The 14,055-nt window shown below is 72.2% G+C and carries 13 protein-coding genes; 9 read left to right on the top strand and 4 right to left on the bottom strand.

Annotation, left to right across the window (positions count from 1 at the left end; all coding sequences use genetic code 11):
* Positions 1–16: 16 nt before the first annotated feature.
* From dnaJ to ABEA81_RS17365, 3 genes are read left to right on the top strand one after another with little or no spacing between them, the layout of a single operon-like run.
* A complete protein-coding gene (gene dnaJ, locus ABEA81_RS17375) occupies positions 17–1,210 on the top strand; it encodes a molecular chaperone DnaJ (RefSeq protein WP_345606173.1) in 1,194 nt (397 codons plus the stop codon).
* The gene (locus ABEA81_RS17370; RefSeq protein WP_345606171.1) at positions 1,207–1,644 is read left to right on the top strand and encodes a heat shock protein transcriptional repressor HspR; all 438 of its coding nucleotides are present in this window, start codon (positions 1,207–1,209) and stop codon (positions 1,642–1,644) included. The genes dnaJ and ABEA81_RS17370 overlap by 4 nt, the downstream gene beginning before the upstream one ends.
* A gap of 23 nt (positions 1,645–1,667) precedes the next feature.
* On the top strand, positions 1,668–1,868 hold the full coding sequence (locus ABEA81_RS17365) for a hypothetical protein (protein WP_345606170.1): 201 nt from the start codon (positions 1,668–1,670) through the stop codon (positions 1,866–1,868).
* On the opposite strand, the gene ABEA81_RS17360 is transcribed toward ABEA81_RS17365, so the two are convergent.
* Positions 1,855–3,030: an FAD-binding oxidoreductase gene (locus ABEA81_RS17360; protein WP_345606169.1), complete on the bottom strand. Its 1,176-nt coding sequence runs from the start codon at positions 3,028–3,030 to the stop codon at positions 1,855–1,857. The genes ABEA81_RS17365 and ABEA81_RS17360 overlap by 14 nt on opposite strands.
* A 320-nt stretch (positions 3,031–3,350) precedes the next feature.
* Between ABEA81_RS17360 and ABEA81_RS17355 the strand changes: the two genes are divergently transcribed.
* The 5 genes from ABEA81_RS17355 to pyrE all read left to right on the top strand — a co-directional run bounded on the left by ABEA81_RS17355 (position 3,351) and on the right by pyrE (position 8,775).
* The gene (locus ABEA81_RS17355; protein ID WP_345606168.1) at positions 3,351–3,923 is read left to right on the top strand and encodes a pyridoxamine 5'-phosphate oxidase family protein; all 573 of its coding nucleotides are present in this window, start codon (positions 3,351–3,353) and stop codon (positions 3,921–3,923) included.
* 165 nt (positions 3,924–4,088) lie between these two features.
* Entirely contained in the window at positions 4,089–6,704 is a 2,616-nt protein-coding gene (clpB, locus tag ABEA81_RS17350) for an ATP-dependent chaperone ClpB (protein WP_345606167.1), read from the top strand.
* Between the two features lie 52 nt (positions 6,705–6,756).
* On the top strand, positions 6,757–7,413 hold the full coding sequence (locus tag ABEA81_RS17345) for a type III secretion system chaperone family protein (RefSeq protein WP_345606166.1): 657 nt from the start codon (positions 6,757–6,759) through the stop codon (positions 7,411–7,413).
* A 22-nt stretch (positions 7,414–7,435) separates the two neighbouring features.
* Positions 7,436–8,206, top strand: coding sequence for an SDR family NAD(P)-dependent oxidoreductase (locus ABEA81_RS17340; RefSeq protein WP_345606165.1), 771 nt, complete (start codon positions 7,436–7,438; stop codon positions 8,204–8,206).
* On the top strand, positions 8,203–8,775 hold the full coding sequence (gene pyrE / locus ABEA81_RS17335; protein WP_345606164.1) for an orotate phosphoribosyltransferase: 573 nt from the start codon (positions 8,203–8,205) through the stop codon (positions 8,773–8,775). The genes ABEA81_RS17340 and pyrE overlap by 4 nt, the downstream gene beginning before the upstream one ends.
* A gap of 209 nt (positions 8,776–8,984) precedes the next feature.
* On the opposite strand, the gene ABEA81_RS17330 is transcribed toward pyrE, so the two are convergent.
* The 3 genes from ABEA81_RS17330 to ABEA81_RS17320 are packed head-to-tail and all read right to left on the bottom strand — an operon-like array spanning position 8,985 to position 12,508.
* Positions 8,985–10,025, bottom strand: coding sequence for a hypothetical protein (locus tag ABEA81_RS17330; RefSeq protein WP_345606163.1), 1,041 nt, complete (start codon positions 10,023–10,025; stop codon positions 8,985–8,987).
* A gap of 56 nt (positions 10,026–10,081) precedes the next feature.
* Positions 10,082–11,110 carry a DUF4142 domain-containing protein gene (locus tag ABEA81_RS17325; RefSeq protein ID WP_345606162.1) on the bottom strand — a complete coding sequence of 343 codons (1,029 nt, stop codon included), beginning with the start codon at positions 11,108–11,110 and terminating at the stop codon, positions 10,082–10,084.
* A gap of 48 nt (positions 11,111–11,158) precedes the next feature.
* Positions 11,159–12,508, bottom strand: coding sequence for a ferredoxin reductase family protein (locus tag ABEA81_RS17320; protein ID WP_345606161.1), 1,350 nt, complete (start codon positions 12,506–12,508; stop codon positions 11,159–11,161).
* A 586-nt stretch (positions 12,509–13,094) separates the two neighbouring features.
* On the opposite strand from ABEA81_RS17320, the gene ABEA81_RS17315 reads away from it, so the two are divergent.
* A complete protein-coding gene (locus tag ABEA81_RS17315) occupies positions 13,095–13,904 on the top strand; it encodes an NAD(P)H-binding protein (RefSeq protein WP_345606160.1) in 810 nt (269 codons plus the stop codon).
* Positions 13,905–14,055: the final 151 nt, after the last annotated feature.

Raw genomic sequence — 14,055 nt, 5'->3', positions numbered from 1 at the left:
ACGCGAGGGAGGCGGAGTGACCCAGCGGGACTGGATCGAGAAGGACTTCTACCGCGAGCTGGGCGTCGCCTCCGACGCTTCGGCGGACGAGATCAAGAAGGCGTACCGGAAGCTCGCGCGCGAGCTGCACCCGGACGCCAACCCCGGTGACACCAAGGCGGAGGCCCGCTTCAAGACGGTCTCCGAGGCGTACGGGGTGCTCTCCGACGAGAAGAAGCGTCGCGAGTACGACGAGACTCGTGCGCTGTTCGCCGGTGGCGGCAGCGGATTCGGTGGTGCCGGGGGCTTCCCCGGCGGCTTCGGGTCCGGCGCCACCGGCCAGGGCTTCGACCTGAACGACCTGTTCGCAAGGGCAGGCGCCCAGGGCACCACGGGCGCGGGCGGGCTCGGCGACATCTTCGGTGGCCTGTTCGGCAACCGCGGCGCCGGCCCGACCACCAGCACCCGCAGCCAGCGGGGCGCCGACGTCGAGAGCGAGCTGCGGATCGACTTCGTCGACGCGGTGCGCGGAGCCGAGGTGCAGCTGCGGCTCACCTCGCCCGGCCGGTGCGAGCGGTGCGGCGGCACCGGGGCACGGCCGGGGAGCACCCCGCGCGCCTGCCCCACGTGCGGTGGCGTCGGCCTGGTGAGCCGGAGCCAGGGTGCGTTCGCGTTCTCCGAGCCGTGCCGCGACTGCCGCGGCACCGGCCGGATCATCGACGACCCGTGCCCGGAGTGCGGTGGCGACGGCGTGAGCACGCGCACCCGCACGATCACCGTGCGCATCCCGGCAGGGGTGGCGGACGGGCAGCAGATCCGGCTCAAGGGCCAGGGTGAACCGGGCAGGGGCGGTGCGCCGGCAGGTGACCTGTACGTGAAGGTGCACGTCACCCCGCACCGGCTCTTCGGCCGGTCGGAGCGCAACCCGGACGACCTCACGCTCACCGTTCCGGTCACCTACCCCGAGCTGGTGCTCGGGAGCACCCTCACCGTGCCCACGCTCGACTCCACCGTGTCGCTGCGGATCCCCGCGGGCACGGCGAGCGGGCGCACCTTCCGGGTGCGCGGGCGCGGGGTGCAGCGCAAGGGCAAGACGGGCGACCTGCTGGTCACCGTCGAGGTGGCGGTGCCCGCGCGGCTCGACGACGCGGCCACCGAGGCGTTGCAGTCCTACGCCGAGGCCACCAAGGAGTTCGACCCGCGGGCCGACCTGCTCGGAGGTGCGCGATGACCATCGGCGGCCACGGCCTGCCACCAGGCACGAACATGGACAGCCCCATCTTCGTGATCTCGGTGGCGGCCGAGCTCGCCGGCTTGCACGCCCAGACACTGCGCAGCTACGACCGGCTGGGGCTCGTGCGCCCCGGCCGGGCCGCGGGCGGGGGGAGGCGCTACTCGCCGCGCGACATCGCACTGCTCCGCGAGGTGCAGCGGCTCTCCCAGGAAGAGGGAGTCAACCTCGCGGGGATCAAGCGGATCATCGAGCTGGAGCAGGTGGTCGACGAGCTGCGCCGGCGGATGGAGGATCTGGAGCAGGAACTGGCCGCCGCGCACGCCGCCGCCGAGCAGGCCGCGGCCGCGGTGCACGCGTCCTACCGGCGCGACCTGGTCCCGGTCGAGCGGAAACAGGCCCTCGTCGTCTGGCGGCCGAAGCCGCGCAAGTAGGCCGGATCGTCGCCCGCCGGTTCATGACGCTGCCCGCGGTCGTCCTCGCGGCCGCCGTGCTGACCTTCCTGTTGCCCCGGCTCGCCGGGGTGGACACCGTCCGCGCCGTGCTGCGCACGCGGATCGCGGAGGCGGAGCCCGACCCCGCCGCCGCGCGGGTGGCAGTCGAGCTCGGGCTCGCCGGCCGGCGGGCGCCTGGTAAGGGCCGCGCTAGTCCATCGTGAACGGGTCGTACTTGATCCGGTCCAGCGGCGTGCCGGCCACCAGCATCCGGGAGACGGTGGCGCGGATCATGGCGGGTGAGCCGCAGACCAGCACGTCGTGGTCGGCCCACGCCCCGTACCGGGTGACGGCGTCGGCGAGGGTGCCGCGCTCGGCGCCGGAGGAACCCTCGTCCTCCTCGACGACGGGGATGACGTCGAGCCACGTGTTGCTGTAGGAGAACTTGCGGAGGCTGCTGAAGTCGTAGAGGTCGTCCCAGGTGCGTCCGCCGACGAAGACCTGGGTGCGGGGTTGCTCCGGCCGCTCCGCGATGTCCTCGAGCAGGGCCTTGATGGGGGCCAGCCCGGTGCCGCCGGTGACCATCAGCAGGTCGCGGTCCGTGGCGGGGTCGACGTGCATGCGTCCCATCGGGGGGCCGATACGCCAGCTGTCGCCGATCTGGGAGTGGGCGACGATGGCGCGGCTCACCCAGCCGCCGTCGACGGCGCGGACGTGGAACTCGAGGGTGCCGTCCTCGCGGGGGGCGTTGGCGGGCGAGAGGTAGCGCCACAGGCGCGGCCGCTGCGGGGCCTCGATGCTGACGTACTGCCCCGCGCGGTACGGGATGGGCTCGCTGGGCTGGACGGTGATGATCGCGATGTCCCACCCGATGCGCTCGTGCGCCACCACCCGGCCGAGCCAGGACGCGGGCCCGCGCTCGGCCTGGGCCGCGGTCTGCATGTGGCCGGCCAGCGCGGCGTAGGCGTCGACCCACGCGTCGCGGACCTCCGGGGTCCAGATGGTGGGGCCCGCCGTGGTACCGATCGCGGTGATCAGCGCCTCGCCGACCGCGTGGTAGTGCTGGGCGACCACGCCGAACTTGCGGTGGTCGCGCCCGAGCTGCTCCAGGAAGGGTACGAGCTCGTCCGGCTGGTCGATCATCTGCACGAAGTGCACGAGCGCGCGCATCAGGCGGCTGCGTTGCACCTCCATGTTCACCGGGAACAGGTCCCGGGCCTCCGGGGCGATGTGGAACAGGGTGGCGTAGAAGAGCCGGCCCATCTCGTCGACGTCCGGCTCGACCTCCGCCCAGCTGTCCCTGATCAGCTGCGCCCGCCCGTGCTCTTCACCGCGTGGCTCACCGATGCCGTGCAGGTCAGCGGTGAGCAACTGTTCAGCGGTCATGGAGGCCGGCTTCTTCCTGCTCGTCGGGACGGGGAGCGCGGGGACCGGGGTCCTGGGGCCCGAGCTTATCGCGGGAGGCGGGATTCGGTGACTCTTCAGCGCGCGGATGGCACGGTGGGAACGTGGCTCCCCGAACCCAACCTCTCGCTCAGACCGGCCCGACGACCGTCCGTCGCACGGTCGAGGTGCCGTCGCCGTCGGAGGAGTGCGATCCGACGCCCGGATCGGCAGGTGAGCACCTCCTGCAGTGCGCTTACGGCACGGAGCCGCGCGCTCGCCGCTTCTACGCCGACCAGGTCAGAGATCGGCTGTTGCCGACCATGGCCGCATTCGTCCAGCGGATGGAGATGGTGTTCGTGGCCTCCGCGGATGCGCGTGGCGAGTGCGACGCGTCGCTGCGCGCCGGCCCTCCGGGCTTCATCCGCGTGCTCGACGCCCGCACGCTCGCCTACCCGGAGTACCGCGGCAACGGCGTGCACGCGAGCCTCGGCAACATCTCGGAGAACGGGCACGTCGGGCTGCTGATGGTCGACTTCGTGGAGGACCTCATCGGGCTCCACGTCAACGGCGGGGGGCGGATCGTGGAAGCCGCGGACTTCGCGACGGCGTTCCCGCACGTGCCGATGGACGACGATCGCGGACGGCAGTCGGAACGGTGGGTGGTCGTCGAGGTCGAGGAGGCCTACATCCACTGCCGCAAGCACATCCCGCGCATGGCGCGCGTGTTCGAGAAGCGCGAGTGGGGCACCGACGACCCGGGTCGCAAGGGCGGCGACTACTTCGGCGCGAAGGAGACACCGCGGTGGCGACCCCGCCCGCACGCCGGGCGCAGGCGCTTCCCGAGCACCACCCACCTCGGCGGCGGCAGCGCGCGGGTGCTGCGTCCCCGCTAGCCGGCGCGCTCCTTCGTTTCACGTGGAACCGAGGGGGCGCATCGCTCGCCCGATCACCGATGAGTCACTCTCTCTTGAGTGGAACACGCTCAACTTTCCTGACGTTGTTCCTGTCGACGGGCACGATGGTGCCCGAACCGTCCATGTGCAGGAGGAACCGAGGGGATGGATTCCTTCAACCCCACCACCAAGACGCAGCAGGCCATCTCGGCCGCGGCGCAGGCGGCGGCACTCGCCGGCAACCCGGACGTGGGGCCCACGCACCTGCTCGGTGCGCTGCTGGCCCAGACCGACGGCATCGCCACGCCGCTGCTCGCTGCGGTGGGCGCCGATGCCGCGGCCGTCCGGAGCGAGGCCACCCAGCTCGGCAACCGGCTGCCCTCGGCGTCCGGCTCCACGGTGAGCGCCCCGCAGCTGTCGCGCGAGGCGCTCGCCGCCATCAACGCCGCCCAGCAGCTCGCCACCGAGATGGGCGACGAGTACGTCTCCACCGAGCACCTTCTCGTCGGGCTCGCGTCGGCCCCGAGCCAGGTGGCCGACCTGCTCCGCCGCCACGGCGCCACCCCGGACGCGCTCCGCGAGGCCTTCGCGAAGGTCCGCGGGTCCAGCCGCGTCACCAGCCCCGACCCGGAGGGCACCTACCAGGCGCTGGAGAAGTACGGCGTCGACCTCACCGAGCGGGCCCGCAAGGGCGAGCTCGACCCGGTGATCGGGCGCGACACGGAGATCCGCCGGGTCGTGCAGGTGCTCTCGCGACGCACCAAGAACAACCCGGTGCTGATCGGCGAGCCGGGCGTCGGCAAGACCGCGATCGTCGAGGGCCTCGCCCAGCGGATCGTGGCCGGTGACGTCCCGGAGTCGCTGCGCGGCAAGCGGGTCGTGGCGCTCGACCTGGGCTCGATGGTCGCCGGTGCGAAGTACCGCGGCGAGTTCGAGGAGCGGCTGAAGGCCGTGCTCAAGGAGATCACCGACAGCGCGGGCCAGGTCATCACGTTCATCGACGAGCTGCACACGATCGTCGGCGCCGGGGCCACGGGTGAGGGCGCGATGGACGCCGGCAACATGATCAAGCCGATGCTCGCGCGGGGCGAGCTGCGGATGGTCGGCGCCACCACGCTCGACGAGTACCGCCAGCGCATCGAGAAGGACCCCGCGCTCGAGCGCCGGTTCCAGCAGGTGCTGGTCGGTGAGCCGTCGGTGGAGGACACCGTCGGCATCCTGCGCGGGCTCAAGGAGCGCTACGAGGTGCACCACGGCGTCCGGATCACCGACGCCGCGCTCGTGGCCGCCGCCACGTTGTCCGACCGCTACATCACCGCCCGGTTCCTGCCGGACAAGGCGATCGACCTGGTCGACGAGGCCGCGTCCCGGCTCCGGATGGAGATCGACTCGCGGCCGGTGGAGATCGACAGCGTCGAGCGCGCCGTGCGCAGGCTGGAGATCGAGGAGATGGCGCTGGAGAAGGAGTCCGACGCGGCCTCCGTCGACCGGCTCGCCGCGCTGCGGGCCGAGCTGGCCGAACAGCGGGAGATGCTCTCGGCGCTCACCGCGCGGTGGCAGAACGAGAAGCACGCCATCGAGTCGGTGCGCGAGCTGAAGGAGCAGCTGGAAGGGCTGCGCGGGGAGTCGGAGCGCGCCGAGCGCGACGGCGACCTGGGCAAGGCCGCCGAGCTGCGCTACGGCCGCATCCCGATGCTGGAGAAGCAGCTCGCCGAGGCCACCGCGGTCACGGCGCCCGATGCCGACGTGATGCTGAAGGAGGAGGTCGGCCCGGACGACGTCGCCGACGTCGTGTCCGCGTGGACCGGCATCCCCGCGGGGCGGCTGCTCGAGGGCGAGACGGCCAAGCTCCTGCGCATGGAGGACGAGCTGCGCAAGCGGGTGGTCGGCCAGGCCGAGGCCGTGCGCGCCGTGTCCGACGCCGTGCGGCGGGCCCGCGCCGGCATCGCCGACGAGAACCGGCCCACCGGCTCGTTCCTGTTCCTCGGCCCAACCGGTGTCGGCAAGACCGAGCTGGCGAAGGCCCTCGCCGAGTTCCTGTTCGACGACGAGCGGGCGATGGTCCGCATCGACATGAGCGAGTACTCCGAGAAGCACTCGGTGGCCCGGCTCGTCGGCGCCCCGCCCGGCTACGTCGGGTACGACCAGGGCGGGCAGCTCACCGAGTCGGTGCGGCGCCGGCCGTACACGGTGGTGCTGTTCGACGAGGTCGAGAAGGCCCACCCGGACGTGTTCGACACGCTGCTGCAGGTGCTCGACGACGGCAGGCTCACCGACGGGCAGGGCCGCACGGTCGACTTCCGCAACACGATCCTGGTGCTCACCTCGAACCTCGGCTCGCAGGCGATCGCCGATCCGGCGCTCGACGACCGCGGGCGCAAGGACGCGGTGATGACGATCGTGCGGCAGCACTTCAAGCCGGAGTTCCTCAACCGGCTGGACGACGTCGTGGTGTTCCACGCGCTGTCCACCGAGGAGCTCACCTCGATCGTCGACATCCAGCTCGACGTGCTGCGCCGCAGGCTGGCCCAGCGGCGGCTCACGCTCGAGGTCACCGACGCGGGGCGCGAGTGGCTCGCCATGAACGGGTTCGACCCGGTCTACGGCGCCCGCCCGCTGCGCCGCCTCGTGCAGTCGGCCATCGGCGACCAGCTCGCCAGGGAGCTGCTGGCCGGGGAGATCCGCGAGGGCGACACGGTGCGGGTCGACCTCGATCCGACGGCCGAGGGCGGCACCGGCGCCCTGATCGTGGGGCGGGGTCTTCCGGCAACCATGATCTGAGGTCCGTGGCGTTCCCGCTCGTAGCGGCCCTGCGCCGCTACGCTGCTCGATCGTGGGTCTCTCGTCGACGGTGTGGTTCGTCATTGCCGTGATCGCGCTGTTGATCGGCGCCGTACTGTTGCTGGCCGACAGCCGTCGCGGCTCGGGGTCGAAGGACCGGAGGCGGTGGGCCGCGATGCGCGGCTGGGAGTTTCTGGACACCGATCCGGTGCTCCCGAGCCGCTGGCGCTACGGCACCATCCACCAGGGCGGTCCCGGCGTGGCCCGCAACCTGATCAGCGGCGACGTGCCCACCCCGGCCGGGCCGCGGATGGCGTACGTGTTCGACCACGAGCAGGCAGGGCGGCTGACCTCCATCCTCGTGGCCGTGCAGCTGCAAGAGCCGCTGCCGGCGGCCGTCGAGCTGCGGCTCCCGTCGGCCCCGCTGCCCGACGACGCGGGGCTCGACCTGCTCCAGCCGGTCGGTGAGCGGTACGCGTTCGTCTCGGACGCCGCGGCGGTGCGGCCGCTGCTCACGCCCCGGCTCGCCACGGCGGCCGACTCGCTCGGCGACGACGTCGAGCTGCTCTGGGGCGAGGAGTCCTGGGTGCTGGCCACGGCGCCGCTGAGCTCGAACGCCGACCGCGTGCAGGATCTGCTCGCGGACCTCGCCGAGTTCGCCACCGCGCTCGAGCAGGGGCTGGGGGTCCGCCTGCGCAAGGAGTCGTGAGCCCCGCAAGTAGGGTCGTCACGTGCCCACTGCGTTGATCACGGGGGCGACGGCGGGGATCGGTGCCGCCTTCGCCGCTCGGCTCGCCCGGGACGGCCGCGATCTCGTGCTCGTCGCCCGCGACGGCGACCGGCTCGAGGCGGCCGCCGCGCGCCACCGCGAGCACGGCGTGTCCGCACAGGTGCTGGTGGCCGACCTCGCCACGGTCGAGGGCCGTGCCCGCGTGGCCGACCGGTTGGCCGATCCGGCTGCGCCGGTCGACCTGCTCGTCAACAACGCGGGCGCCACCCAGCGGCGGCCCTTCCTCGAGGCCGATCCGGCCCTGCTGCAGGGCCAGCACGACCTCAATGTCACCGCCGTGCTGCAGCTCACGAGGGCCGCCCTGCCGGGGATGGTCCAGCGGGGCCGCGGGGCCGTCGTGAACGTGGCGAGCATGCTCGGCTTCGCCACCGGCAGCCGGTCGACGTACACGGCCGAGAAGGCCTGGGTCACCGTCTTCACCGAAGGCATCGCCGCCACGCTCGCCGGCACCGGCGTGCGGGCGCTCGTGCTGTGCCCCGGTTTCGTGCGCACCGAGTTCCACGAGCGCGCAGGGCTGGACGTGGGTGCGCGCCGTGGGCTGATGTGGCTGGACGCCGAGCGCGTCGTGGAGGAGTGCCTCGCCGACCTGGCGAGGGGGAAGGTGGTGTCCGTGCCGAGCCCGCAGTACAAGGCGTTCGCCACATTGATCGACCTGCTGCCGCGCCCGCTGCTGCGGCGGCTCATGGCCGCTGTGGAGCGTGGCCGCCGATGAGTGCAGCCGACACCGAGCGCGAGGAGCTGGCGGGGCTGGTGCGCGAGCTGGGCGTCGTGCACGAGCGGGTCACGCTGTCCTCGGGTGCGGAGGCCGACTACTACGTGGACCTGCGCCGGGTCACGCTCGAGCACCGGGCCGCGCCGCTCGTCGGCAGGCTGCTGCGGGTGCTCACCGCCGACTGGGAGTACTCGGCCGTCGGCGGCCTGACCCTCGGCGCCGACCCGGTGGCCGACGCCGTGCTGCACGCCGCTGCCGCCGAGCGGGCCATCGAGCCCGACACCCCGCCGGTGGACGCCTTCGTCGTCCGCAAGGCGACGAAGCAGCACGGGCTGCAGCGGCTCATCGAGGGACCGGACATCGGCGGCCGCCGGGTGCTCGTCGTGGAGGACACCTCGACGACCGGCGCGTCGGTGCTCACCGCCGTCCGCGCGGTGCGGGAGGCCGGGGCCGAGGTCGCCGGCGTCGTGACCGTGGTGGATCGCGACACCGGCGCCCGCGAGGCCATCGAGGCCGAGGGTGTGCGCTACCGCGCGCTCCTCGGCCTGGCCGACATCGGTCTCGCCTAGGGACTGTGTGGAGGCTTGCGTTGCGGTGCCGGTAGCGGAACCTCAGACGCCGTCTCGCTCCGGGAGCCCCTCCTCATGAACGCCAGTTCACCACGTCGGGGCTTTCCTCGCGAGACGACGTCTGAGAACCCGCCGCGGTGCCGGCTGCGTACGGGCAAGTACGAGCGGCTCCGCCGCTTTCAGAACGGGCTAGTAGTGCTCCGGACCAATCACTGCACCGTGATCCGGACCGCGTCGAACGCCGGGGTCTGGTTCGCCCGCTGCATCATCGGGATGCGGTGCGACCCGTCACCCGACCACACGGCGCACTGGGCCGTGCCCGCGCTCGGCATGCCGCCGTCGACCGTGATCTTGACGGTGTCCGCGCCCGCGCCGCCGCCGTTGTCCTGGGTGGCCAGGAAGAACTCCGGGTCCGGTGCCGCGTCGGGTGCCTCGTTCGTGCTCTCGAGCATGCGGCAGGCCGTGTGGAAGTGGCCGCGCTGGAAGCCGTCCGCGTTGAGGAACGAGCTCTCCAGGTAGTAGCCGCCCGCCGCGGCGCCGAGGAAGCGGTCGCGCACGAGGTTGCGGCTGCTCACCGAGATGGTGAAGTCCTCGCCCGCGCGCACCGTCTGCGGGGCCTCGGTGATGAGCAACGACGGGCTCTTCTCCTCCGCCGCGACCTCACCGAACGAGGTCTCGACACAGCGCGGTGCCTCTTCGAACCCGTTGTGCGGCTCCAGCTGGCTGTTCTTGCAGTCCGTGCCGAGCACGTCCAGCCCGTTGTTGCCGTTGCCGCCGCCCCCATTGGCGGGAGGTGGCTCCTGCTTGCCTTTGCGACGGTTCCCGGGTTCGTTCTTGGCAACCCCTGCTTCGTCGCCCTGGTTGTTCGCGTTCTCGCCTTGATTGTTGCCGTCGTTGTTGTTGCCGTCGTTGTTGCCCTGGTCGTTCTGCGCGCCGCCGTCGGCGCCGGCGTCGTCGCCTACGCCGGGGGCTTCCTCGGCGGGGTCGGTTTCGCCGCCTGCCGCGTCGCCTTGGTCCGCGTTGGCGTCGTCCGCGTTGGCGTCGTCCGCGTTGCCGTCGTTCTCGCCGTCGCCGCTCGGCTCGGCGGCGTCGGCACCGCCGACCTCCACGACTTCGGAGGTGTGGCCGGCGTGGCCGATGTCGGCGTAGGCGGCGCCACACGCGGTGGGCAGGAGCGTCACCACGAGGGCGGCGGCGCAGATGGAGATCTTGCGTAGGTTCGAGTGCCTGGCTGTGCTGGTCGGGGACACGGGTCCTCCGTTCGAGGGTCGGGGACGGGATGTTCGCGGCGGGATGATCGGGGGAGCTATCGCCGCATCGAGTGCCGTGCTCGTCGGGAGCGCGGCATCCGGTGGGAACCGGACGTGGAGACGGCTCGGTGGGAGCCGGAGTCGCTGACGGCCCCGTAGCCCCCGGAGTCGGTGGCAGTGTCCGGAGACACCTGGTAGGAGCCGCTGTCCGTGACCGTGGCCAGCGGGACATCGTCGAGTACCGGGATCGGGCCGGTGTCGTCGAGGCCGACGGCGCGCGGCGCCGGGATCGCGGCCATGGCGGCGAACTCGGGGAAGCGCGTGGCGGGTTGGGCCATCGGGGGCTGGGGGACCGTGATGCGCTCGCGGCGGCCGGACGTCGCGCGGTTGCGCAGACCCCAGAAGAGGGCGACGGCGGCGAGCAGCGCGGCGATGAACACGAGGAACGGCACGAGCAGGTCGCTCATCTGGGTGCCGCCGCCGAACAGACCGGGGCTGTGGTGGGGCAGGGCGGCGTAGTCGACGAGGCCGGTGCTTTCCAGGTACTCGTGATGGCGGTTGACGAACTCCGCGGAGGTGATGGCGAACTGGCGGACCAGGTCGTTCTGGGTGGTGGTGCGCACCTCGGAGATCACCGGGAGGACCTGGGCGTGGGCCTCGCGCACGCGCTGGACGTACGTGCGGTCGTAGTCCGACCCGGTCTTCGACGAGATCTCGGCCATCCATCCCATCTGCTGGGAGCTGGGCCCGTTCGGCAGCGGGACGCCGAGCTGGTTGGCGACCTTGCGCGTCTCCTCGTCGAGCTGGGCGTGCTCGGCGGCGAGCTTGCGGCCGACCTCACGCACGTCGGCGCTGGTGGCCATCTGCTCGGCCTGCTGCGAGGTGGGTCCCTCCCACAGATTGGCCATCCGGACCTTGGTGATCAGGTCCCGGTCGGCGGGCCCGAGTGGGCCCCACTGGGTTTGTTGCCAGCCGTTCATGCCGGGGGCCCCGGTGGCCCAGGACTGGTAGACCGAGGCCGATACGGCCACGAGCACGGCGACGATCACGGCGCTGCGGAGTAGTCGGGGGATCCGGCGGAGCATTTGGGCCTTCCTCTTGGGGAGCGAGGGGGGAGCGGGGGGAGCGACCGCTCAAGCGAGGTCGAACTGTTCGGTGTGGATCCGGTCCATGGGGGCGCCGAGTAGGTCGAGGGCGCTGAGGGCGTCGGTGACGAGGGCGGGCGGGCCGCAGATGAAGTAGTCCACGTCCTCGGCGTGGTGGGCCCCGCCGAGCACGGCGGAGAGCAGCTCGACGCCGATGTCGCCGGTGGGTCCCGACCAGCCCTCGACCGGTCGGCGCAGCACCTCGGTGACCTCGAGGTCGATCAGGCACCGCAGCTGGGCGAGCTCGGTGCGGAACAGCAGGTCCGACGGCGCGCTCGCGACCACGACGAGGCGGTACGGACGGGGGTCGCGCCGGTGGGCGGCGGTGCGCAGCATGCTCATCATCGGGGTGATGCCGACGCCGCCGGCGATCATGACGAAGCCCGCTGAGGTCTCGACGTCGTTGGTGAAGGCGCCGTGCGGGCCGTCCACCCACACGGTGGCGCCGATGGGGAGGCGGCGCAGCGCGCGGGTGAAGTCGCCGGTGTGGCGGATCGTGAACTCGGTGGCGTCGGAGTGGGCGCTCGAGGCGATCGTGAACGGGTGTTCCTCGGCCATCACGGAGCGGTCGAGGCGGATCCAGGCGAACTGTCCGGGGGCGAACGCCCAGGTGGTGGCCGGCCGGCCGCCGCGGCTGCGCGGTGCGAGCACCAGCGTGCTCACGGTGCGGTTCTCGCGCCGGATGTCGCGCACGACGAACTCCGTCGACGGGTCGCACATGGGCCGCCACACCCAGCGGTGCCCGAGCACCACCGCGAGCAGCAGGGCGAAGAGCACGAACATCGTGCCGATCACGGTGTCGCGGATGAGCTGGTCGAGCAGCCAGACGTGCAGGGCCGCGGCGACGAGCGCGGTGGCCGCGAGCGTGACGTGCGACCACTTCCACAGCTCGTAGGACAGCCGGGCCTGGTTGCGCAGCACCGTCAGCACGGCCACCGCGACGAGCGCGAGCGTCGACACGGTGGCCGCCTTGGCCCGCCCGGGGGCCGTGGTGAGGTCGAGCAGGTTGATGTTGGCCGGCTTGGCGGCCACCACGCAGGCGAGGTGGGCGAAGACCAGAGCGGCCGTGACGACGCCGAGGAAGCGGTGCACGTCGATCACCGACTCGATGCCGAACGCGCGGTTGAGCGACCTGAGCCGGGACGGCAGCACGGCCGCGCAGACGAGCGCCGACAGCGCGAGCAGCCCGGTGATGGCGGAGAGCTGGTGCCAGAGGCCACCGGTCGACGGGAGCCCGAGGTGCGCGACCGACGGCAGCGTGAGGTAGGCGAACGTCGGCGCGAATATGATCACCCCGAGTACGCCCAACCACGTTGCACGCAGTAGCCGCTGGTCCATGGCCGGTGACCGTATGAGGTGCCGTCACGTTGTGGTTGCGAAGCTGAGAGGGCAGTGGGCCGGAAGCGTTCACCGGCGCGACGAATGGCGGTGGATTGCGCCGTACGCCGTAATCATTGGACCGAACGCGACGTAACGCGTTCAGGCGGTGACCGTTCTTCTTTGCGGTTCGGACGCTTCCTGCCGCTTGCCGACGGCGGCGTACCGCAAGTGGCACGTCCCCGCGCGCGAGCGGGTCGTGCGGCGCGCCGGGCGGATCGCCGACCGGGCGACCTGTGATCGTCCCGAGACGAAACGCGGCGGCAGCCGTTCGGTCCATTCCCAGGCCGGTGGCACGATGCGCACTCGAAGATCTCGCCCAGGTCACGGCTGGAGGTCGCGCGGCCACCGTTCAGATCGATCATCCCCGCGCCGCGGCCCCGCCCGTGCTCCGACCGGACACGGTTCCGGCGGGGCCGCGGATCAAGATCTTGTATTGCCGCACTGTTCCCCTCGGTAACGGGGCGAGATCCCGGTAAACGTCCCGTGTTCGCGTTCTTCCGGGCCGCGTTACACTTCTGCGTACACTGTACTGGTAGGAGTGGTCATGACGATCCTGGTGACGGGTGCGACCGGGAACATCGGGCGGAAGGTCGTCGACCACCTGCTCGCCCGCGGGGCCGGCGCGGTCCGGGCGCTCACCACGAACCCCGCCAAGGCCGCGCTGCCGGACGGCGTGGAGATCGCCGTCGGCTACCTGCGCAGGCCGGCGACCCTGCCCGCGGCGTTCGACGGGGTCGAGGCGATGTACCTCGCGCCGGCCCCGGAGACGGTCGAGGAGGTGCTCCGGCTGGCCCGGGAGGCGGGGGTGAAGCGCATCGTCGACCTGTCCGGCGAGCACGAGAGCTGGTGGGGCGGCGTCGCCACGGCGGTGGAGGCGAGCGGGTTGTCGTGGACCCACCTGTCCCCCGGCGACTTCATGGAGAACACCCTGAGCTGGGCCCGGCAGATCATCGAGACCGACGCGGTCCGCGAGCCGTACCCGCAGGGCCGCAGCGCCCCGATCGCGATGGACGACATCGCGCGGGTCGCCGCCACGGTTCTGACGTCCGACGGCTACGAGGGCCGGGCACTGCCGTTGACCGGTCCCGAGGTGCTCACCAGGGTCGACCTCGCCGATCGCATCGGGGTCGCGCGCGGCAGGCCCGTGCGGTTCGAGACGGTCACCCGCGACGAGGCGGTCGCGGCGCTGGAGCCGACCATGGGAGACACCGCGCGGTGGTACGTCGACACGATCCTGAAGGGCGCGGTGGACTGGCCCGCGCAGGTGCGGCCCACGGTGGAGCGGGTGACCGGCGCGCCCGCCACCACCTTCGCGCAGTGGGCGCGGGCGAACGCCGCTGACTTCCTGCCCTGACCACGTCAGCGCAGGACCGCCCTCCTAGTAGGGCTTTGTTAGGTCGGTGCGGGGTAGGGGCGTTTGCAGGTGTGGCATGCGCCGGTCCAGATGCTGAGGAGGGTCTGGAGTTCGCGGAGGACGGCGTAGAGGGTCAGGCCGGCGCAGGGGC

It is taken from the genome of Pseudonocardia adelaidensis (assembly GCF_039543345.1).
Classification (GTDB): Bacteria; Actinomycetota; Actinomycetes; order Mycobacteriales; family Pseudonocardiaceae; genus Pseudonocardia; species Pseudonocardia adelaidensis.
Note: the sequence above shows the minus strand (reverse complement) of the source record. Positions and strands in the feature narration are given on the sequence as shown.

Coding starts and splice junctions, on each gene's coding strand:
- clpB (WP_345606167.1), top strand. CDS start 4,089: ATGGATTCCTTCAACCCCACCACCAAGACGCAGCAGGCCATCTCGGCC.
- ABEA81_RS17365 (WP_345606170.1), top strand. CDS start 1,668: ATGACGCTGCCCGCGGTCGTCCTCGCGGCCGCCGTGCTGACCTTCCTG.
- pyrE (WP_345606164.1), top strand. CDS start 8,203: ATGAGTGCAGCCGACACCGAGCGCGAGGAGCTGGCGGGGCTGGTGCGC.
- ABEA81_RS17355 (WP_345606168.1), top strand. CDS start 3,351: ATGGCCGCATTCGTCCAGCGGATGGAGATGGTGTTCGTGGCCTCCGCG.
- ABEA81_RS17325 (WP_345606162.1), bottom strand. CDS start 11,110: ATGCTCCGCCGGATCCCCCGACTACTCCGCAGCGCCGTGATCGTCGCC.
- ABEA81_RS17320 (WP_345606161.1), bottom strand. CDS start 12,508: ATGGACCAGCGGCTACTGCGTGCAACGTGGTTGGGCGTACTCGGGGTG.
- ABEA81_RS17370 (WP_345606171.1), top strand. CDS start 1,207: ATGACCATCGGCGGCCACGGCCTGCCACCAGGCACGAACATGGACAGC.
- ABEA81_RS17360 (WP_345606169.1), bottom strand. CDS start 3,030: ATGACCGCTGAACAGTTGCTCACCGCTGACCTGCACGGCATCGGTGAG.
- ABEA81_RS17315 (WP_345606160.1), top strand. CDS start 13,095: ATGACGATCCTGGTGACGGGTGCGACCGGGAACATCGGGCGGAAGGTC.